The sequence below is a fragment of the Mesorhizobium sp. B2-6-4 genome (assembly GCF_006441495.1).
Lineage (GTDB): Bacteria > Pseudomonadota > Alphaproteobacteria > Rhizobiales > Rhizobiaceae > Mesorhizobium.
In genome coordinates this window covers 355,905-374,338 of the sequence record NZ_VFUE01000003.1, presented here as the reverse complement: position 1 = coordinate 374,338, position 18,434 = coordinate 355,905, and the positions used below count along the sequence as shown (strand labels likewise).

Genomic DNA, 18,434 nt, shown 5'->3' with positions numbered 1-18,434 from the left:
CGCTACGACAGCTCCGACGTGCGCCTGCGCACCACCACACCCAGTTCGTCGCTTTCGCGGGCGATGCGCAGACGCTCCTCGGCTTCGGTCGCCTCGCGCTGGCGGTCCCACATCGAGGCGTAAAGCCCGTGCTTGCGCATCAGATCGGCATGTGTACCGCGTTCGGCGATCTGGCCGTCCTTGAGCACGATGATTTCGTCGGCCGTGATCACCGTCGACAGCCGGTGGGCGATGACGATGGTGGTGCGGCCCCGGCTGACCAGGTCGAGCGCGGCCTGGATTTCCTGTTCGGTATGGCTGTCCAGCGCCGAAGTCGCCTCATCGAGCATCAGGATTGGCGGCGCCTTGAGGATGGTGCGGGCAATCGCCACGCGCTGCTTCTCGCCGCCGGAAAGCTTCAGCCCGCGCTCGCCGACCATCGAGCGGTAACCCTCGGGCAGCCGCTCGATGAAGGGGCCGATCTGGGCGAGTTCGGCCGCCTTGCGCACCTCCTCCTCGCTGGCGCCGATGCGGCCGTAGCGGATGTTGTAGGCGATGGTGTCGTTGAACAGCACGGTGTCCTGAGGCACCATGCCGATCGCCGCGCGCAGGCTCTCCTGCGTCACCTCCCTGACATCCTGGCCGTCGATCAGCACCTGGCCCGACTGGATGTCGTAGAAGCGGAACAGCAGCCGCGAGATGGTCGACTTGCCCGCGCCCGAAGGACCGACGATGGCGACAGTCTTGCCGGCCGGCACCTCGAAGCTGATGCCTTTCAGGATCTTGCGATTCGGATCGTAGGAGAAATGCACGTCGCGGAATTCGACCTTGCCGGCCTCGATCGCAAGCGGCCTGGCACCGGGCTTGTCGACGATCTCCTGCGGTACGTCGAGCAGGTCGAACATTTGCTCGATATCGGTGAGGCCCTGGCGAATCTCGCGGTAGATGAAGCCGATGAAATTGAGCGGCACCGATAGCTGCATCAGCATGGCGTTGATGAAGACGAAATCACCGACGGTCTGCGTGCCACGCTGCACTTCGAGCGCGGACATGCACATGACGATGACCGTGCCCAGCCCGTAGATGACGCCCTGGCCGAAATTCAGCCAGCCGAGCGAGGTCCAGATTCTCGTCGCCGACATCTCGTAACGCGCCATGGAGCGGTCGAAGCGCTCGGCCTCCATGGCCTCGTTGTTGAAATATTTGACCGTCTCGAAATTGAGCAGAGAGTCGATCGCCTTGGTGTTGGCGTCGGTGTCGCTGTCGTTCATGTCGCGGCGGATCGAAATGCGCCAGTCGCTGGCGCGAACCGTGAACCAGACATAGAGCCAGACGGTGACCGCCACCACGGCTACGTATTTCCAGCCATAGGTGTAGGCGAAGATGCCCGTGGTCAGCGCGAATTCGAGGATGGTCGGCGCCGTGTTGAGCATGATGAAGCGCACGATCGTCTCGATGCCCTTGGTGCCGCGCTCGATGATGCGCGACAGGCCGCCGGTGCGCCGTTCGAGATGGAAGCGCAGGGACAACTGGTGCATGTGGACGAAGGTGCGGAAGGCAAGCTGGCGCACCGCGTACTGGCCGACGCGGGCAAACAGCGCGTCGCGCAACTGGTTGAAGCCGAGTTGCACGAGCCGCACCACATTGTAGGCGACAACCAACATGACTGGGGCGAGCAGGAAGGCGGGCAGCGGCGGCGTCGATCTGCCGTCACCGGCCAAGGCGTCGGTCGCCCATTTGAAGAAATAGGGTCCCGCGACCAATGTCAGCTTGGCAACCACCAGCAGAATTGTCGCCCAGGTGACGCGCGCCCGCAGATCGGCACGATCCGCCGGCCACATATAGGGCCAGAGGTTAAGCAGCGTCTTGAAGGTCGGGGAATCGGCGGAGACGGTTTTTTCGGCCACTTTTCTTGCCTTTTGGGTGAGAGGGTCAGCGGCTGGTCGAGCAGGAAACGACGAGCGCGCTCAGCGAAGCCGACACGCCGGCAAGCGCGGCTTGGTCCACCTCGTAGCGCGAGCGCTGGCGGTCAGGCGCGAAGCGCACCAGCCCCGCCTCGACCAGGATCTTCAGATGCTGCGAGACGGTCGACTGGGCGAGATCGAGATGGTCGACAACGTCCCGACAGCAGCAGAAACCGCTGGCGGACAGGCGTTTCAGGATCTCGATGCGCGCAGGGTGCGAGAGCGCGGCGAAGCGGGCCGCGATGGAGTGGCTGTCGGTGGTGCAAGAGGTTGGCGCGCTCGTCGCGCGGTCCGGTTCAGGCAGGGATTCGGTCATCGTTCATCGGCGATAGACGATGAACGATGACGAGGCAAGCTGGCCGGATGGGGAGATTGCAGGCGGAGGGCTGCGAAGGATCGGCTTCGGAACGGCTTGCAGCCGCCCCGCTGACGCTTGCCTACTCCGTCTTCGCCGAATGCGTCGTCATCTGGTCACCCATCGCCTTGAGGTCGGCGGCCTCGCCTTCCTTAGACCGTGGCGGGACCTTGAACACCTGTCCCGGCCAGATGCGGTCGGGATTGCGGATCTGGTCCTGGTTGGCGAGATAGATTGTCGAGTAGCGCATGCCATAACCGTAAACGCGCCGCGAAATCCGCCACAGCGTATCGTGGCGGCGGATGATCACGGCGCCGTTGGCATGTTCGAGCTTAGGTGAAACAGTCTCGGCCACATCGGAAGGCGGCGTGGCCACTGCATCGGCCGGAGCCGGTTCCGCCGGGTTGGCGGGCGCTTCAGCGGCAGCCGACGGTTCGGCAGACTTTGCATCGGCCGCCTTGGATCCAGCAGGCGCCACGGCGGCGACCGCCTCGCCCGGTTCGCGCTCGAACGGTACGGCGGCGCGGGCCACCACCTTCACCCCGTCGGCATCGAGGCCATCGACACGGATGGTGTAACTGCCGACCGGTACGTCGCGCCTCGCCTCAACCAGGAAATGGCCATTCGGCGATGTCTGCGCTTCGCCAAGCAGGATGTCGTTGGCATAGGCGCGCACCTTGCGGCCCGGGTCTGCGAGGCCGGCGACAAAAATCTTGCTGCCGTCAATCTCGACCGCTTCGACGACGATCTTGGGTTCGGCCACGGATGGCGCGGGCGGCGTTGTCGGCGCCGCAGGAGCAGGCGTTGCTTCGATGGCGGCGGACGCGCCTGGCGCCGGAGCCGCGGCTGCAGGCGCTTCCGGTGTTGTCTGCGGCTGGGGCACGGTCAGCAGTTCGGCCGGCTTGCCCGGTTCCTCGACCATGGCCAGCACCTGACCGCTCGCATTGGCGGGAATGGAGACGACGGCCGTCTGGGCCGAAGCGGTCACCACATCGCCGGCGGTGGAGCGCAAGGCAATCGTATAGTCACCGGGCTTCAGCGGATCATCGAGCACGATGACGAAGGCGCCATCGGGACCAGCGACCGTCGAGCCGATCACGGTCGAACCGTTGAGGATCTCGACCTTTGAATTGGGCGCCGCATTGCCGGCGACGACGATCGAACCATCGCCTTCAACGCGCACCACGTCGAAGGTCGGGGCGATCGGACCCGCGACGGCAGGCGCGGTTGCCTCAGAGGTGGGAGCGGACGGTGCCGCAGCCTGCGGCAGCCGCGCTTCCGTGCCCGGATTGGCCGGCTTCGGCGCCACAGGCGGAGCCTGCGCCGCGACGTCCGCCGGCGGCGTGCGATTGAAATATGGGTCGAGCGCGCCCGACACATAGGCGGTTCCCGCGACCGCAACGGTCCCACCCGCCGCGAACAGAAACGCCTTCAACGGATTGATCGCCATCTACTTCCCTGCCCCTTAGCCACCTAACGCCGGTCTAGCCTGTTTTACCATCACCGACAAGAAAAAGCCCGGACTTCTCGGCCCTTAGGGCTTGACCGCGCTTTCAGACCCAATCACCAATCATCGGCATGAATACGATTCGATCCGTCTGCGTGTATTGCGGCTCGTCTCCGGGCCGTGATGAAACCTATGTCAAGGCTGGTCACCTGCTCGGGCGATCGCTTGCGCGCTCCGGCCTCAGGCTGATCTATGGCGGCGGCACCAAAGGCATCATGGGCGCCGTCGCTGAAGGCGCGCTCAAGGCCGGCGGCAAGGTCACCGGCATCATTCCCCGCTTCCTGATCAACAGGGAAGCAACCGAAACCGCGCTAGACCGGCTCGACGAGCTCGTGATCACCGAAAACATGCACGAGCGCAAACATAAGATGTTCGAGAAATCCGACGCCTTTGTGGCGCTGCCGGGCGGCATCGGCACAGTCGAGGAGATCGTCGAGGTCATGACCTGGGCGCAACTTGGCCATCACCGCAAGCCGATCGTCTTCGGCAATGTCGGCGGATTCTGGGATCCGATGCTGGCGCTTATCGACCATATGGCAACCGAAGGCTTCATTCACACCGCACAGCGGGTCAAGCCGCTGGTCGTCAATGACCCCGAGGCAATCGTCGCCGCCATCATGGTGGCAGGCTCCTCGGTCGATGCGCCGACGGAGGGCGTGCAGTCGGTGATAGACAAGATGTAAGGCTGTAGCTGAAGACAGAACCTACTGCCCTACTGCCCTACTGCCCTACTGCCGGCCAGCCGCAGATCATCGATTACCGCCCGCCGATCCTGGCGCCGCCAGGCGAGATGGATCGAGACCTTGCGCTCAAACCATGGCAGGTCCCGAAACAGGATCCCGGGCGGCGCGGCGATGCGCAGGCTCGACTGGACGGTGGCAAGGCCGAGGCCGGCGCTGACAAGGCCGAGCGAGGTCAACGGGTCCGCCGTCTCATAGGCGATATCGGGCAGGAAACCCGCCTTGGCGCAGGCGGCCAGGAACTGGCCGCGATTGGTGTCGTCGGGCTGGCGCACGACGGTGATCCAGACGCGGCCGTCGAGATGGTGCGGCTGGATATCGGCCACTTCGGCGAGCGGATCGCCTTCGGGCATCGCCAGCGCCAGCGGCTCGTGGCGCAGCGGCATGCTGGCGACATCGGGATCGTCCGCGGCGGGCGGCGAATAGACCAGGCCCAGATCCAGCGACCGCTGCCGCAGCTCCTCGATCTGCGCCGCCGAGCGCAGGCTTCTCAACTGGAGATGAAAATCCGGCCGGTCGCGGCGGAATTGGCGCAGCATCGCGGCGACAAGCCCGGCGTGCACGGCGCCTTCGACATAGCCGATGGCAAGACGCCCGACAGACCCGCTGGCAAGGTTTCGACCAAGTTCCTCCAGCCGGCGCGCGTTCGACAGCAGCGCGCGGGCCTCGGCGAGAAAGGCGCGGCCCTCGGCATTGAGATGGACGCGCTGTTTTACCCGTTCGAACAGGGTTACGCCAAGCTGCTGTTCAAGCTGCATGATCTGCCGGCTCAGCGGCGACTGCGAAATATGCAGCAGCTCGGCGGCGCGACCGACATTGCCGGTTTCCGCGACGGCGACGAAATATCGGATCTGGCGCAAGTCGAACATTTTTTGCTCCGCGCGGCATCAAGTCTTCAAAAGTCTCAACTTTAGCCTAATCAGTCTTGGACAGTCTGACCATCCAGCGCGATACCTGCCGTCACCTACCGCTGACAAACAGGAGACCGACATGCAGTTCTTTGCCCTCCTCACCCGCAACACCGAAAAATTCACCGATGCCGATTTCGCGCCGCTGCTGCCCGGCGAGGCCGAGCAGCGGCGCACGCTCTACGCCCAGGGCGCGGTTCGCCAGGTCTGGAACCGTGGCGACATTCCCGGGAGCGGCATGATGTTCGAGGCGGCCAGCGATGCCGACGTGCGCAGTCATCTCGGCAGCTTGCCGCTGGTCAAGGCCGGCATGATGGACATTGCCGCAATCGTGCCGCTGAACCCTTATCCCGGTTTCGGTCCGAAGCGCTAAGTGTGGCAGTCGCAATGCGGTGGCGGCGAAAGGCGCCGCCGCACTGACGCGGCCGCTCGAGAGAGTGTGATCGGCTGTCAAGGAACCGTCACACGAAACCCCGCCGCCCATGCTAGATGTTGCAATCACGCGCCGCCAAGCGGTGCGATGCTCGAAATATGCATCCGGCACTACACCATGGATACTGCTCTCGCCCCGGAAGGCACCGACCTGTCGCCCTACCTGCCAGACGAGCATGGGCTGTTCTTCATCTATCATTTCACCGCCGACGGCCTGCGCACCAAGGATGCCGCCGGCGCGCAATGGACGTGGCGCAGCTACCAGCTTTCCGACATGCGCGCACGCCACGAGATCGCCGCCGAACAGGCCCTGCCGGCGCCAGTGCGCGAGGCCTTCCTGTCCGCCAGCCATGGCTGCCACATCGACCTCGAGGATGACTGGCTCTACGGCGACCTGCCGGACCTGCGTCACGACTATTCGGCGGAAGCCGGCGGGCTTGGCCATTTCCGTTTCGCCCTCAACGACACCATGCTGGTCGGCGCCCGCAAGCAGCCCTTGCAGTCGGTCGACAATATCCGCAAGGCGATCGAGAACGGCTCGCGCAAGTTTCGCTCGCCGGCCGAGCTGATCGAGGCGGTCGTGGGCCAGTCGTTCGACGGCATGGCGGTGGAACTCGCTGCACTTGGCGACAGTCTCGACGGCATCGAGGACCGCATCGTCTGCGACGCATGGCACAATGAGCGGCAGGCGCTCGTCGATGCGCGCCGGCACCTGGTGGTGATTCACCGGCAGATGGCGACCCTGACCAATCTGTTTCGCCATCTCGACCATTCGCACCGCAACGACCTGCCCGATTCGATCAACGACATGGCAGCACGGCTTTCGCACCGCGCGCAGACGCTGCACTATGATGGCGAGCAGTTGCAGGCGCGCGCCAGGCTGTTGCAGGACGAGCTGATGGCCAAGCTGACGACGCAGTCGAACCGGCTGCTCTACGTGCTGTCGGTGATGACCGCGGTGCTGTTGCCAATGACGATCATCTCGGGCCTGTTCGGCATGAATGTCGGCGGCTTGCCGCTGGTCAACACGCCGATAGGCTTCTGGGTGGTGACTGCGGTTTCGATGCTGATCGCCGGAGCGACCTATCTCTTCGTCAGGCGGCTCGGGCAGATGTAGCCCGGCGCGCCGTCGCCAGCATCGACCAGGAATACATGGCCAGCGCCGCCCAGATCAGGGCAAAGGCGACAGCCTGGGTGGTGTCGAACGGCTCTTTGAAGATCAGCACGGCGATCAGGAACACAATGGTCGGCGCAATATATTGCATGATACCTATGGTGGAGAGACGCAAAAGCCTGGCGCCGAATGCGAACAGCAGCAGCGGCACCGCGGTCACCGGCCCGCAACCGGCCAGCAACGCCGCATCGACGCCGTTGCCGGAAACGAAATGGTCCTGTCCGGTGGCGATCAGCCAGGCGATATAACCCAAGGCCGGCACCGACAACAGAAGCACTTCGAGCAGAAAACCCTGGCTGGGGCCGATCGGCAGCGTCTTGCGGAAAAAACCGTAGGCGGCGAAGGAAAAGGCCAGCGCCAGCGATACCCATGGCAACTTGCCAGCCTCGATCGTCAGCACGGCGACCGCGATCGCCGCAAGCACCACGGCCGCGATCTGCAGCCGATCGAGCCGCTCGCCGAGCAGCAGGGCGCCGACCACGACGCTGACCAGGGGATTGATGTAATAGCCAAGGGCGGTTTCTACGGTGCGGTCGACGGCGATCGCCCAGACGTAGACGCCCCAATTGACCGAGATCAGCGCCGCCGTCAGCGCCGCCATGGCGATCGTGCGGGGCGAACGGATTGCCGCCTTGAAATCCGCCGTGCGGCCGGCCCAGACCAGAACCGCGGCGGCGATCGGCACCGACCAGACGATGCGGTGGGCAATCACCTCGGCAAGCGGCAGGTGCGCAACCGCTTTCATGTAGAAAGGCAGCAAACCCCACAAGAAATAGGCACCCAGCGCCAGCAGGAAGCCGCGGCGGGCTTTTGAAACTGCGTCCTGGGTAATTGCTTCAGCGGCCATGGCCCAACGCTATGGCCCAGTAACCTTGGCAAGACCATCGCAAAGTTCTGATGGATCAATGGACTTTCGCTGATGGTTCAAACTTACTCCGCCGCCACCAGACCCGCCATGTCCCGGTTCTTCATCAGCTTGTAGATGATGGAATCCATCAGCGCCTGGAACGAGGCGTCGATGATGTTTTCGGAAACGCCGACCGTCCACCAGCGGGCACCTGTCGCATCATGCGATTCGATCAGAACGCGAGTGATCGCCTCGGTGCCGCCATTGAGGATACGCACCTTGAAGTCGGCGAGTTCCAGATCGGCGATTTCGCCCTGGTATTTGCCGAGATCCTTGCGCAGTGCGATGTCGAGCGCATTGACGGGGCCGTGCCCCTCGGCCACCGACATCTTCTCCTCGCCCTCGACCAGCACCTTGACCACCGCTTCCGACACCGTCTTCAACTGGCCATTGGCATCGAAGCGGCGTTCGATCATGCAACGGAACGAGGTGACGTGGAAGAACTCGGGCAAGCCGTGCAGCATCTTGCGCGCCAGGAGCTCGAAGGAGGCGTCGGCGCCCTCATAGGCATAGCCGGAGGCCTCACGCTCCTTGACCACCGATATCAATGCGTCGAGCCGGTGATCGTCCTTCGGCACATCGATGCCGCGCCGCTTCAGCTCGGCCAGGAAATTGGCCTTGCCGCCCTGGTCGGAAACCATGACGCGGCGGCGGTTGCCAACCGCTTCCGGCGGCACATGCTCGTAGGTCGCAGGTTCCTTGGCGAGCGCCGAAGCGTGGATGCCGGCCTTGGTGGCGAAGGCGGAAGCGCCGACATAGGGCGCCTGCGCCTCCGGAGCGCGGTTCAAGAGTTCGTCGAAGGCGCGCGACAAGCGCGAAATGCCGGTAAGCGCCTCGGCGGAAATCCCCGTCTCGAAACGGTCGGCGAAGGCCGGCTTCAACGCCAGCGTCGGCACGATGGAGATCAGATTGGCGTTGCCGCAGCGTTCGCCAATGCCGTTCAGCGTGCCCTGGATCTGGCGCACGCCCGCTTCGACCGCGGCCAGCGAATTCGCCACCGCCTGACCGGTGTCGTCATGGGCATGGATGCCGAGATGGTCGCCGGGAATGCCCGCGGCGACGACCCTTTCGACGGTTGCGCGTAGTTCCGAGGGCTGCGTGCCGCCATTGGTGTCGCACAGCACCACCCAGCGCGCGCCGGCATCATAAGCGGTCTTGGCGCACGCCAGCGCATAATCCGGATTGGCCTTGAACCCGTCGAAGAAATGCTCGCAATCGACCATCGCCTCCTTCCCCGCGGCAATGGCGGCTTCCACCGAGGCCTTGATGGACTCCAGATTCTCCTCATTGGTGCAGCCGAGCGCCACACGGACATGATAGTCCCAGCTCTTGGCGACAAAGCAGATGGCGTCCGACCGCGACTGGACGAGTGCGGCAAGCCCGGGATCGTTGGAAGCCGACACCCCCGCCCGCTTGGTCATGCCGAAGGCGACGAACTTTGCCTGCGCGGTGCGCTTCTCCCTAAAGAAGGCCGTGTCGGTCGGGTTGGCGCCGGGGTAACCGCCCTCGACATAGTCGAGGCCGAATTCGTCGAGCAGCTTGGCGATGGCGATCTTGTCCTCGACCGAGAAGTCGATACCGGGCGTCTGCTGGCCATCGCGAAGTGTTGTGTCGAAGAGGTAGAGGCGTTGCTTTTTCATCGTCCTGTGGGCGCTTGAACGCCCCCCTCTGGCCTGCCGGACATCTCCCCCTCAAGGGGGGAGATCGGCAGTTCGAATGTCCCGCCATCACCTGCGGCGCTGAAAATTTGCGAAACCCCAGGTGATGGCCAATCTCCCCCCTTGAGGGGGAGATGGCCGGCAGGCCAGAGGGGGGTGAGCGCCGACATCAGTTTTTCCCCACAAACCGATCCGTCGCCCGGATCAGCCGGTCCAATATCCCTGGCTCGGAATAGGCATGGCCGGCACCCTCGATCAGGTGAAAATCCGCCTTCGGCCAGGCCTTGTGCAGCGCCCAGGCGTAGCGTGCCGGGCACGGCATGTCGTAGCGGCCGTGGACGATGGTGCCGGGAATGTCCTTCAACTTCCAGGCATCGCGCAGCAACTGTCCCTCCTCCAGCCAACCGGCATGGACGAAGTAGTGGTTCTCTATGCAGGCGAAGGCGACGGCGTAGTCGTCCTCACCAAACGGTCCGCTGGTCTCCGGCTCGGGCAAAAGCGTGATCGTCTCGCCTTCCCACAGGCTCCAGGCGCGGGCCGCCTCGATCTGCGCGTTTCTGTCGGACCCCACCAGCCGCTTGCGATAGGCGGCCATCAGGTCGCCGCGCTCGGCCTCGGGGATCGGCGCCAGGAAGCGCTCCCACTTGTCGGGAAACATCTCGGAGACGCCGAACTGATAGTACCATTCGAGTTCGGGGCGGGTCACCGTATAGATGCCCCGTACGACGAGCTCACTGACGCGTTGCGGGTGCGTCTCGGCGTAGGCGAGCGCCAGCGTCGAACCCCAGGAACCGCCGAAGACCAGCCATTTGTCGAAGCCGGCCATTTCGCGCAGGCGCTCGATATCGGCGACCAGGTGCCACGTGGTGTTGGCCTCCAGCGAGGCATTCGGCGTCGACTTGCCGCAACCGCGCTGGTCGAACAGGATGACGTCGTAGAGATCGGGATCGAACAGCCGCCGATGCTTTGGCGAGATGGTGCCGCCCGGCCCGCCATGCAGGAATACCGCCGGCTTGGCGCCTTTGGTGCCGGAGCGTTCCCAATAGACCTGGTGGCCGTCGCCGACGTCGAGCATACCGCTCTCGAAAGCTTCGATCTCGGGATAAAGCGTGCGCAGTTCAGAGCTCATAGTTGCAAACCTTTGGACGGCCAGTCCGTCGTTTCATGGTCGGGATGCTGGAAGGAGATGATCTCCTCCTGCCTTGCGTAATAGTCTGGATCCTGGTGGACGGGCTGTTCGAAGATCGTCTCCACCCAAGGCAGCCGCCCGGCGTAATTGACCTGGATCTGCGGCGCCAGGTCGGAGCGATCGTCGAAGGCGCCGATGGCGATCTCCAGGCCGCCGGGCTGGCGGTAGGTCAGCGGCGTGCCGCAGCGGGCGCAGAAACCGCGATCGATGTTGACCGAGGACTGGAAATAGCTCGGCTCCTCACGGGTCCATTCGACGCCGTCCTTCGGCGCTGTCACCAGGGCGCCGAAAAAGGAACCGAACTGTTTCTGGCACATGCGACAGTGGCAGATGGACGGGCGTCCAAGCTTGCCTTTGATGCGGAAGCGCACGGCGCCGCACTGGCAGCCGCCGGTTCGAATGGTCTCGCTCATGATGTTTTCTCCGGCGGCCATTGCTCGGTGTCGTGGTCGGGATGCTGGTAGGAGACAAGCTCTGCCAGATAGGGGGCCGAACCCATGTCCGCCATCGTATCCTCGCCCGGCAATTCTGGAATGGAATCGACGTAAGGCAGCTTTGCCTCGGTGCCCCATTGGATGGTCGGCGCGATATCAGCCGGAGCGTCGAAGGCGGCAATCGCCAGCGCCATGCCGTCCGGCGCCTCGAAAGTCAGCGGCGTTCCGCATTCGGCGCAGAACCCACGCCAGGCAGCGTTCGACGAGCGGAAGCGCTTGGGCTCGCCGCGCGTCCAGTCCACCTTGGCGCCGCGCACCGAGACCAGCGGAAGGTAGAAATTGCCGCTCGCCTTCTGGCACATGCGGCAATGGCAGACCGAGGCATCGCCGAGTGCGCCCTCGACGCGAAAGCGCACGGCGCCGCACTGGCAGCCGCCGGTGTAGATCGGCCGGTTGTCGAGGCTCATGGCAGGTCACTCCGCATCATGGCAGACGGCCTCGACATTGTTGCCGTCGGGATCGAAGACGAAGGCGCCATAGTAGTCCGCATGATAGTGCGGGCGCAGGCCCGGCCCGCCATTGTCCTTGCCGCCGGCGGCGAGAGCGGCAGCATGGAAAGCATCAACCTCGGCGCGGCTGCGCGCGGTGAAGGCAACGTGCTGGCGGGCCTTTTGCCCCTCCTTGCCTTCCTGGAGCCAGAACACCGGCCGATCGCGGCCGTAGCCACCGACCTTGGCGCCGCCGGTGTATTCCAGCGGCACCATATAGAGCAGCGAGGCCCCAAGCGGCGCCATCGCCTTGTCATAGAAAGCCTTCGAAGCGTCAAAGTCAGCAACGTCGATGCCGAGATGGTCGATCATGGAACGAACTCCTCCGTTGCTGGTTCCGGCACTTCCGCGCCAGCCAGGCCGGCCGCAATCACGATGTGCTGACAGACACTGTCGATATCGCGGATCACGTCATCATTCCAGAAGCGCAGGGCGGTCCAGCCGAGCGCTGTGAGCTTGGCTGTTCGCGCGGCGTCAGACGCCGAGACCTCATGAGAGGCGTGCTGAGAACCATCCAGCTCAACGATCAGCTTCCTGTTAGGGCAAGCAAAATCGACGATGTAGCCCGCTATTGGCATTTGACGTCGAAACGCCAGCCCCATGAGTCGGTGTGCGCGTATCTCATTCCAAAGCTTCAGTTCGGCGTCGGTCATAGCCTTGCGCATCTTGCGCGCATTGGCTCGATTGACAGGAGACACACGATAATGGATCACGGCGAGGCGCCCCCCTCTGTCCTGCCGGACATCTCCCCCTCAAGGGGGGAGATCGGCAGTTTCGCTGACGGTACCCAACCTCCAACGTCAGCGATTGGCGAAAGCCTCGGTGATATCCAATCTCCCCCCTTGAGGGGGAGATGTCCGGCAGGACAGAGGGGGGTGCTTCGCGCCAACCTCTCCATTCCCGCCACAAGAACAGTCGCCCTCACCGCTTCACCTCCCACGTCGTCACACGTTCGCCGGTGACCGGGTCCTTGCCGTCCTTCAGTTGCACGCCTTGCGCCAACAACTCGTCGCGGATGCGGTCGGCTTCGGCCCAGTTCTTGGCGGCGATCAATTCCAGGCGCCTGGCGATCGCCTTGGCGAGCGCGGCTTCGTCGACCTTGGCCGCCCCGACATCGAAACCCAGGAAGGCAAGCGCACCCTTCAGCGAGGCCGCTGCGGCGTTTTCGCCATCGCCGCTGAAGTCGACCGCCTCGCCGGCCAACTGGGTCAAAACCTGGAAGGCGGCGTAGGTGGCGAGATCATCCGACAACGCCTGCACGACCTCGTCCGGCAATTGCCCGACCGCCGGCGCCAGATCGGCCGCGCGTTTCCACTTGCGCAGCGTGTTCTCCGCTTCCTCGAGCTTGCGCACGGAAAAGTCGATCGGTTCGCGATAATGGGTCATCAGCATAGCCAGCCTGAGCACCTCGCCGGGCCATTTGCGGCCGCCGAACGTTTCGGTCTCCAGCAGCTCGTTGATCGAGTAAAAATTGCCGAGGCTCTTCGACATCTTCTGCCCTTCGACCTGCAGGAAGCCGTTGTGCATCCAGATGTTGGCCATCACATCGGTGCCGTGCGCGCAGCGTGACTGGGCGATCTCGTTCTCGTGGTGCGGGAAGATCAGGTCGAGACCGCCGCCATGAATATCGAAGACCTCGCCCAGATAGGCGGCGGACATGGCTGAGCATTCGATGTGCCAGCCCGGCCGGCCCCTGCCCCATGGGCTCTGCCAGCCCGGCTCCTCCGGGGACGACAACTTCCACAGCACGAAGTCGCCAGGATTCTTCTTGTGCGCGTCGACTGCAACGCGAGCACCGGCCTGCTGCTCGTCGAGATTTCGCTTCGACAACTGGCCGTAGTCGGGCATCGAAGCGGTGTCGAACAGCACTTCGCCTGCGGCAACATAGGCATGGCCGCGTTTGATCAGGCTTTGAATCAAGGTGATCATGTCTGCCTTGCCGTCGGCACGGGGCTCGACGAACTCGGTGGCGCGCGGCTCGACTGTTGGCTCCAGGCAGCCGAGCGTCGCGACGTCCTTGTGGAATTGGCCCGCAGTCTTCTCCGTCACCCGCCTTATCGCCTCGTTAAGCGACAGTCTGCCGGCTGATATCTCGCTGCCGAAATCGCGCAGTGCGCGTGCATTGATCTTGTCGTCGACATCCGTGATGTTGCGCACATAGGTGACATGCATCTCGCCATAGAGATGGCGCAGCAGCCGGAACAGCACGTCGAAGACGATCACCGGCCTGGCATTGCCGATATGGGCGAAGTCGTAGACGGTCGGACCGCAGACATACATGCGCACGTTCAGCGCGTCGATCGGGACGAAATCCTGCTTCGCGCGCGTCAGCGTGTTGTAGAGGCGCAGGCCCTTCGATGCGTCAGACATTCCATGCCTTTCCGGTTCAGAACTTTTGCCTGGATGAAGCCAGCTCCGCGCCGAGGCGCAAAACGGACTCCAGCCTGCTGGCCGGGGCGTTTGTCCAATCTAGCGGAAGATGAGGCGAAAACGTCCGGACCAGCGCGAAGCTAGCCAATAATGCAAATGCCACAAATGGCGAAAGACGTTTTCATAGGCGGCTTTATCGCCTTGGCCAGTGTTGCCGTCAAGTCGCTTATCCCGAGAAAAACGACGCCAGAACTGGCAAATGCGTCGCCCGATCACACGGAATCAGCCACTGAAACATTTTATTAAACATGTCGGCACAGTCATGAAACATACGCCGGCTAGATCAACCTGCGTCACGATTTGGTCGGATTCGGCCGCCAAACGCAGACACGGAAACGTTATCTGGGAAGAGACACATGCCTCGAAGCAAGCAGGAAGCCAACCGCGCCAAGCAACCAGCGCTGGCAAACCATTATCGCGCAATCGGCCCGGCCGCGATCGTCGCCGCCCTGCTCCACACCGCGAAGAAGAAAAAGCCGGTGCAGAAAATCGTATCGCCCCGCGCTGCCTGAAGCAGTGCGCGATCGGCCCAAGGGTCGGAACGAGGCGCCAAACCGCACCTCGAACAGAGTTCCTGCTAAAACAGCGTCATCTGACTGTCGTCCGCGCCGGGTTTCCGGCGCTTGACCTTCTCGGGCTCGGGCCCGATCTCCCTCTTCTCCTGAATCTCCGGCCCGGTGTTGGCGACCTTGTTGACGAGGTCGGAGACCGGAATCGCTTCGAAGAAGTCGCGTTGCGCCGGCCGCAACAGGTCGGCGACGTCGCGCGGCTCAAGTCCGCGGCAATCGAGCCAGCGGGTGAAGTCTTCAGGTGCGATCACCACGGGCATGCGGTCATGGATATGCGCGATGTCGGCATTGGCCTCGACCGTCAGAACGGCGCCGGTGTCCAACTCCGAGCCGCCCGGTTCCGCATAGGTTTCAACCAGCCCGGCAAAGGCGACCAACCCGCCATGCCGCGGCCTGATCCAGTAAGGCTGCCCCTTCCTGCCGCCCGCCTCTCCGGGCCGCGCCTGGCGCCATTCGTAAAAACCTGATGCCGGCACCAGCGCCCGGCGATGGCGCATGGCGGCTTTGAACGAGGCCTTTTCGATCACGCCTTCGGAGCGTGCGTTGAACAGCAGCGGAAATTCGCCGACATCCTTTACCCAGGCGGGGATCAGGCCCCAGCGCACCAGCATCGGCCGGCGGTCCGGCAGGTTGGAACCCGGCGCCCGCGGCGGGCCTGAGATCGCCATCAGCACCGGCTGCGTCGGCGCTATATTGTAGCGCGTAGGAAACTGCTCCACCTCCGCCAGCCCGAGGAAAGCGGCTGTCTGGTCCGGTGTCGCGGTCAAGGCAAAACGTCCGCACATGTCTATTGGTCCTGATGTCCGGTTTCGAAAGTGGCGATGGAACAGCAGCACTGCAACCGCTAAAGCTGTCCGGCGTCGGCCGGTCCACAACAGGCTGCCGTAAATCAGGGCGATCGGATATCCATGGACGAAGTGCGAAAAGTCATTCCCGCGGTCTCGGTCGCCGTTGTGCGCGGCGACGCCGTGCTTCTGGTCAAGCGGGCGCGACAACCCTCGCAAGGGTTCTATGCATTCCCGGGCGGCAAGGTCGAAGCCGGTGAGACGCTGGAACAGGCGGCACGGCGCGAATTGCTGGAGGAGACGCAATTGCAGGCCGAAAACTACCGACGGCTGCGCGAAATCCTCATCGACGGCACGCTCGACGGGCATCCGGTCGATTACCTGCTGACGGTATTCGGTGCGGCCCATGCCGGCGGCGAGGCCGTGGCCAGCGACGACGCCGAGACCGCCGCCTTCTACACGCTGGCCGAAATGGCTGATCTGCCGCTTGCCGGTTCGGTGCTCGCGGTCGCCGAGGAACTGCTCGGACGGCCGTCGCAAACCCCTGAGCGACCCTGAAATCCGGAATTCGCCCGGCACAATCGCCTTGCAGGCGGCAAATTGTTTGGCCAGATTGACTTATGCGTTGCCTTCCTCTCCTTCTCGCGACATGCCTTGCCGTCAGCCCTGTGGCGGCACGACCGGCGTTCAGCGCCGAGGCACCCTTCGAACCGGGGCTGATGCGGCTGGCGGAGGTTCTGGGGTCGCTGCATTTCCTGCGCAATCTGTGCGGCGAAAAGGGCGACCAGTGGCGCGGCGAGATGCAGAAGCTGCTCGAATCGGAGAACCCGGATCCGCAACGGCGCGCCCGCTTCATCGCCAGCTTCAATCGCGGCTACCGCTCATTCGACGGCACCTACACGCAATGCACCGCGTCGGCGACCGAAGCCATCGGCCGCTACATGAAGGAAGGCGAGACCCTGTCGCGCGACATCGCCTCGCGCTACGGAAACTAGCCCATATCGCCCAAAGTGCCCTCGCAAGAGCGCATCCGGCCTTCATCAACAGATATCCGGTCCATTGGCGGCGACTGCGGGCATATCCAGCTTGTGTCGAGAACTGTCATGGTGCAATCCTTTTGTTGCGCTTATGCAACAGCGTTAATGAAACGTTAGCGCGCGGATGTGGAATTAACTCAAACTGAAGGTTTTCACCCCGCAGGCACGCCTAATCGGCTAAGTTTGACCAGGATTGAATGCAGCTTCGCAAGCGCAACCGGCCTCCTGTAAAGAACGATCAAAAAAATGTCGTATTTACAAAGACTTATTTGCGGCTGCGTGTAAACGGAACAGATCAAGCCTGATCCATCGACGGATCGCTGCTTGCAAGGGTGGACATCGCTTATGGAACATGGTGTCAACGACATCGACGCGCTGGTCAGGGAAGAAAAGCGCCTGACCGCGGTGGAGAGCCACAGCGAGGCCTGGGCCGAAGGTCTTTCGGCAGGCATAGAACCCGAGATCATCGCCGAAGCGGCGCTTGAAACCGCGTTCGGCGAAATGCTGCGCGCCAACGGCGAGACATCGGCCCTTGCCCTGCTCGACCGCATGCGTGAAAAGGTCATTGCTGGCGCCTTCGAACCCGAACGGCTGCGGCACTGAACCGACGTCCGGTTCTTTGACGGCAAATGCCGCTCGGGCATCATGCCCGGAAGCAGGGAGAAACGGGCAGTGGATTTTTCGATGTCAGGCAAGCCGCGCGGCTTGGTCCTTTGCATCTGTTTCGCCGCGTGCAGTGCCGCAATTCCCTTGGTTGCGTGTCTGACAAGCAGCCCCGCTTATGCGCTGAGCGAGATCAAGCGCGAAGAATTCCCGTCGCCGGTCCAACCGATGGTGGACGACGACGTGTCGTCGCCGGGAAGCACCGTGCCGATACCCGATCCGGTCGGAACGCCATCTTCGACCAGCCAGCCAACCACTCCGGACAAGGCCGAGCCGGTCACCCCGCCGAACGGCGACGGTGCCACCAACAGGCCGCGCGTCGATCCCGACGCGCCCACGCCGGAGGTCGTCTACGACCTCGGCAAGCTGCCTGAACCGGTGCGGCGCATGCATGACCTGATCATCGAAGCCTGCGAGAGCGGCGACGTCGAAAGACTGAGGCCTTTGATCGGCAAGGGCGACGGCATGACCCAATTGTCACTGACCGACATAGATGGCGACGCCATTACCTTCCTCAAGGGGCTCTCCGGCGACCAGGATGGCCAGGAGATTCTTGCCATACTGGAGGAGGTGCTCAATGCCGGCTATGTCCATGTCGATGCCGGCACGCCACAAGAGCTCTATGTCTGGCCGTATTTCTTCGCTCTACCCCTGGACAAGCTCGACGCCAGGCAACGGGTCGAGCTGTTCAAGATCGTCACCGCGAGTGACTTCGACGACATGAAGCAGTTCGGCGCCTACATCTTCTACCGCGTCGGCATCACGCCCGCTGGGCAATGGACGTTTTTCGTCGCCGGCGACTGAAACTCGGACACGCGAGTGCCTATTCGTGCGGATCGCCTCGTCGAATGGCTGCATCGGGCCCGTTAATATTCCAGTTGCGGAGAAATCAGGAAGGAAACGAAACTTCAGCCAGTGGTCAAAAGAATGCCCTGGCCGAATTTTTCCGCCAGGTTCTGGATAAGCAGCCTTTCAGATGTTGTAAGGCGCTCTTGATGGACAAACCGCCAGTTGCGCTCGTAGATGGCGAAAGCTTCCTCGGCAGGAATTGGGCGCGTTGCATCGCGGCTCCAGACGAGTGCCTGGAGCTCCGGAAACTCAGCGGGAACAATCATTGGCGTGATATCTGTGCGCATAACCCACTCAACTTAGTGG

The 18,434-nt window shown here is 63.2% G+C and carries 22 protein-coding genes; 8 read left to right on the top strand and 14 right to left on the bottom strand.

The window, feature by feature from the left end:
* Positions 1-2: 2 nt before the first annotated feature.
* From FJ426_RS06420 to FJ426_RS06410, 3 genes are all read right to left on the bottom strand, one after another.
* Positions 3-1,886, bottom strand: a complete 1,884-nt coding sequence (locus FJ426_RS06420; protein ID WP_140559472.1) for an ABC transporter ATP-binding protein/permease — start codon at positions 1,884-1,886, stop codon at positions 3-5.
* A gap of 25 nt (positions 1,887-1,911) precedes the next feature.
* Positions 1,912-2,259 carry a metalloregulator ArsR/SmtB family transcription factor gene (locus FJ426_RS06415; protein ID WP_140494514.1) on the bottom strand — a complete coding sequence of 116 codons (348 nt, stop codon included), beginning with the start codon at positions 2,257-2,259 and terminating at the stop codon, positions 1,912-1,914.
* A 121-nt stretch (positions 2,260-2,380) separates the two neighbouring features.
* Positions 2,381-3,748: a LysM peptidoglycan-binding domain-containing protein gene (locus tag FJ426_RS06410; RefSeq protein WP_140517828.1), complete on the bottom strand. Its 1,368-nt coding sequence runs from the start codon at positions 3,746-3,748 to the stop codon at positions 2,381-2,383.
* 128 nt (positions 3,749-3,876) lie between these two features.
* On the opposite strand from FJ426_RS06410, the gene FJ426_RS06405 reads away from it, so the two are divergent.
* Positions 3,877-4,488: a TIGR00730 family Rossman fold protein gene (locus FJ426_RS06405; protein WP_140517827.1), complete on the top strand. Its 612-nt coding sequence runs from the start codon at positions 3,877-3,879 to the stop codon at positions 4,486-4,488.
* A 29-nt stretch (positions 4,489-4,517) separates the two neighbouring features.
* Here FJ426_RS06405 and FJ426_RS06400 read toward each other — a convergent pair whose 3' ends face one another.
* On the bottom strand, positions 4,518-5,414 hold the full coding sequence (locus tag FJ426_RS06400) for a LysR substrate-binding domain-containing protein (RefSeq protein ID WP_140559471.1): 897 nt from the start codon (positions 5,412-5,414) through the stop codon (positions 4,518-4,520).
* Between the two features lie 121 nt (positions 5,415-5,535).
* Between FJ426_RS06400 and FJ426_RS06395 the strand changes: the two genes are divergently transcribed.
* Together FJ426_RS06395 and FJ426_RS06390 are read left to right on the top strand one after the other, a co-directional pair.
* Positions 5,536-5,826: a muconolactone Delta-isomerase family protein gene (locus tag FJ426_RS06395; protein ID WP_140555775.1), complete on the top strand. Its 291-nt coding sequence runs from the start codon at positions 5,536-5,538 to the stop codon at positions 5,824-5,826.
* 177 nt (positions 5,827-6,003) lie between these two features.
* Positions 6,004-7,002 (top strand): transporter, encoded by a 999-nt coding sequence (locus tag FJ426_RS06390; protein ID WP_140555777.1) that lies wholly within the window; start codon positions 6,004-6,006, stop codon positions 7,000-7,002.
* On the opposite strand, the gene rarD is transcribed toward FJ426_RS06390, so the two are convergent.
* The 8 genes from rarD to cysS form a co-directional block, all read right to left on the bottom strand.
* Positions 6,980-7,906 (bottom strand): EamA family transporter RarD, encoded by a 927-nt coding sequence (gene rarD / locus FJ426_RS06385; protein ID WP_140494526.1) that lies wholly within the window; start codon positions 7,904-7,906, stop codon positions 6,980-6,982. The genes FJ426_RS06390 and rarD overlap by 23 nt on opposite strands.
* An 83-nt stretch (positions 7,907-7,989) precedes the next feature.
* A complete protein-coding gene (gene cimA / locus FJ426_RS06380) occupies positions 7,990-9,606 on the bottom strand; it encodes a citramalate synthase (RefSeq protein ID WP_140559470.1) in 1,617 nt (538 codons plus the stop codon).
* A gap of 187 nt (positions 9,607-9,793) precedes the next feature.
* The gene (pip, locus tag FJ426_RS06370) at positions 9,794-10,753 is read right to left on the bottom strand and encodes a prolyl aminopeptidase (protein ID WP_140559468.1); all 960 of its coding nucleotides are present in this window, start codon (positions 10,751-10,753) and stop codon (positions 9,794-9,796) included.
* Positions 10,750-11,226 carry a GFA family protein gene (locus FJ426_RS06365; RefSeq protein WP_140559467.1) on the bottom strand — a complete coding sequence of 159 codons (477 nt, stop codon included), beginning with the start codon at positions 11,224-11,226 and terminating at the stop codon, positions 10,750-10,752. Before FJ426_RS06365 ends, pip begins: the two co-directional genes overlap by 4 nt.
* On the bottom strand, positions 11,223-11,714 hold the full coding sequence (locus tag FJ426_RS06360; protein WP_140494536.1) for a GFA family protein: 492 nt from the start codon (positions 11,712-11,714) through the stop codon (positions 11,223-11,225). Before FJ426_RS06360 ends, FJ426_RS06365 begins: the two co-directional genes overlap by 4 nt.
* 6 nt (positions 11,715-11,720) lie before the next feature.
* Positions 11,721-12,107 (bottom strand): VOC family protein, encoded by a 387-nt coding sequence (locus FJ426_RS06355; RefSeq protein ID WP_140555781.1) that lies wholly within the window; start codon positions 12,105-12,107, stop codon positions 11,721-11,723.
* Positions 12,104-12,460, bottom strand: coding sequence for an endonuclease domain-containing protein (locus FJ426_RS06350; RefSeq protein ID WP_140555932.1), 357 nt, complete (start codon positions 12,458-12,460; stop codon positions 12,104-12,106). The genes FJ426_RS06355 and FJ426_RS06350 overlap by 4 nt, the downstream gene beginning before the upstream one ends.
* A gap of 256 nt (positions 12,461-12,716) precedes the next feature.
* Positions 12,717-14,165, bottom strand: a complete 1,449-nt coding sequence (cysS, locus tag FJ426_RS06340) for a cysteine--tRNA ligase (protein WP_140555783.1) — start codon at positions 14,163-14,165, stop codon at positions 12,717-12,719.
* 416 nt (positions 14,166-14,581) lie between these two features.
* On the opposite strand from cysS, the gene FJ426_RS06335 reads away from it, so the two are divergent.
* A complete protein-coding gene (locus tag FJ426_RS06335) occupies positions 14,582-14,737 on the top strand; it encodes a hypothetical protein (RefSeq protein WP_140494544.1) in 156 nt (51 codons plus the stop codon).
* A gap of 65 nt (positions 14,738-14,802) precedes the next feature.
* On the opposite strand, the gene FJ426_RS06330 is transcribed toward FJ426_RS06335, so the two are convergent.
* On the bottom strand, positions 14,803-15,579 hold the full coding sequence (locus FJ426_RS06330; RefSeq protein WP_140517820.1) for an SOS response-associated peptidase: 777 nt from the start codon (positions 15,577-15,579) through the stop codon (positions 14,803-14,805).
* 123 nt (positions 15,580-15,702) lie between these two features.
* Here FJ426_RS06330 and FJ426_RS06325 point away from each other — a divergent pair, with 123 nt between their 5' ends.
* The 4 genes from FJ426_RS06325 (at position 15,703) to FJ426_RS06310 (ending at position 18,083) form a co-directional block, all read left to right on the top strand.
* Positions 15,703-16,137, top strand: coding sequence for an NUDIX domain-containing protein (locus FJ426_RS06325; RefSeq protein WP_140494548.1), 435 nt, complete (start codon positions 15,703-15,705; stop codon positions 16,135-16,137).
* 62 nt (positions 16,138-16,199) lie between these two features.
* Positions 16,200-16,574: a TIGR02301 family protein gene (locus FJ426_RS06320; RefSeq protein ID WP_140559466.1), complete on the top strand. Its 375-nt coding sequence runs from the start codon at positions 16,200-16,202 to the stop codon at positions 16,572-16,574.
* 387 nt (positions 16,575-16,961) lie between these two features.
* Positions 16,962-17,219, top strand: a complete 258-nt coding sequence (locus FJ426_RS06315) for a hypothetical protein (protein ID WP_008874920.1) — start codon at positions 16,962-16,964, stop codon at positions 17,217-17,219.
* 69 nt (positions 17,220-17,288) lie between these two features.
* Positions 17,289-18,083, top strand: a complete 795-nt coding sequence (locus FJ426_RS06310) for a hypothetical protein (RefSeq protein WP_181165139.1) — start codon at positions 17,289-17,291, stop codon at positions 18,081-18,083.
* A 104-nt stretch (positions 18,084-18,187) separates the two neighbouring features.
* Here the strand turns inward: FJ426_RS06310 and FJ426_RS06305 are convergent, their stop codons facing one another.
* Positions 18,188-18,415 carry a hypothetical protein gene (locus tag FJ426_RS06305; RefSeq protein ID WP_140824822.1) on the bottom strand — a complete coding sequence of 76 codons (228 nt, stop codon included), beginning with the start codon at positions 18,413-18,415 and terminating at the stop codon, positions 18,188-18,190.
* Between the last annotated feature and the right edge of the window lie 19 nt (positions 18,416-18,434).

Bases quoted from the DNA above. Each gene is read 5' to 3' on its own strand.
- FJ426_RS06330 (WP_140517820.1), bottom strand. From the start codon at position 15,579: ATGTGCGGACGTTTTGCCTTGACCGCGACACCGGACCAGACAGCCGCT.
- FJ426_RS06410 (WP_140517828.1), bottom strand. From the start codon at position 3,748: ATGGCGATCAATCCGTTGAAGGCGTTTCTGTTCGCGGCGGGTGGGACC.
- cysS (WP_140555783.1), bottom strand. From the start codon at position 14,165: ATGTCTGACGCATCGAAGGGCCTGCGCCTCTACAACACGCTGACGCGC.
- FJ426_RS06305 (WP_140824822.1), bottom strand. From the start codon at position 18,415: ATGCGCACAGATATCACGCCAATGATTGTTCCCGCTGAGTTTCCGGAG.
- FJ426_RS06360 (WP_140494536.1), bottom strand. From the start codon at position 11,714: ATGAGCCTCGACAACCGGCCGATCTACACCGGCGGCTGCCAGTGCGGC.
- rarD (WP_140494526.1), bottom strand. From the start codon at position 7,906: ATGGCCGCTGAAGCAATTACCCAGGACGCAGTTTCAAAAGCCCGCCGC.
- FJ426_RS06355 (WP_140555781.1), bottom strand. From the start codon at position 12,107: ATGATCGACCATCTCGGCATCGACGTTGCTGACTTTGACGCTTCGAAG.
- FJ426_RS06350 (WP_140555932.1), bottom strand. From the start codon at position 12,460: ATGCGCAAGGCTATGACCGACGCCGAACTGAAGCTTTGGAATGAGATA.
- FJ426_RS06325 (WP_140494548.1), top strand. From the start codon at position 15,703: ATGGACGAAGTGCGAAAAGTCATTCCCGCGGTCTCGGTCGCCGTTGTG.
- FJ426_RS06315 (WP_008874920.1), top strand. From the start codon at position 16,962: ATGGAACATGGTGTCAACGACATCGACGCGCTGGTCAGGGAAGAAAAG.
- pip (WP_140559468.1), bottom strand. From the start codon at position 10,753: ATGAGCTCTGAACTGCGCACGCTTTATCCCGAGATCGAAGCTTTCGAG.
- cimA (WP_140559470.1), bottom strand. From the start codon at position 9,606: ATGAAAAAGCAACGCCTCTACCTCTTCGACACAACACTTCGCGATGGC.
- FJ426_RS06335 (WP_140494544.1), top strand. From the start codon at position 14,582: ATGCCTCGAAGCAAGCAGGAAGCCAACCGCGCCAAGCAACCAGCGCTG.
- FJ426_RS06320 (WP_140559466.1), top strand. From the start codon at position 16,200: ATGCGTTGCCTTCCTCTCCTTCTCGCGACATGCCTTGCCGTCAGCCCT.
- FJ426_RS06390 (WP_140555777.1), top strand. From the start codon at position 6,004: ATGGATACTGCTCTCGCCCCGGAAGGCACCGACCTGTCGCCCTACCTG.
- FJ426_RS06400 (WP_140559471.1), bottom strand. From the start codon at position 5,414: ATGTTCGACTTGCGCCAGATCCGATATTTCGTCGCCGTCGCGGAAACC.
- FJ426_RS06365 (WP_140559467.1), bottom strand. From the start codon at position 11,226: ATGAGCGAGACCATTCGAACCGGCGGCTGCCAGTGCGGCGCCGTGCGC.
- FJ426_RS06395 (WP_140555775.1), top strand. From the start codon at position 5,536: ATGCAGTTCTTTGCCCTCCTCACCCGCAACACCGAAAAATTCACCGAT.
- FJ426_RS06405 (WP_140517827.1), top strand. From the start codon at position 3,877: ATGAATACGATTCGATCCGTCTGCGTGTATTGCGGCTCGTCTCCGGGC.
- FJ426_RS06415 (WP_140494514.1), bottom strand. From the start codon at position 2,259: ATGACCGAATCCCTGCCTGAACCGGACCGCGCGACGAGCGCGCCAACC.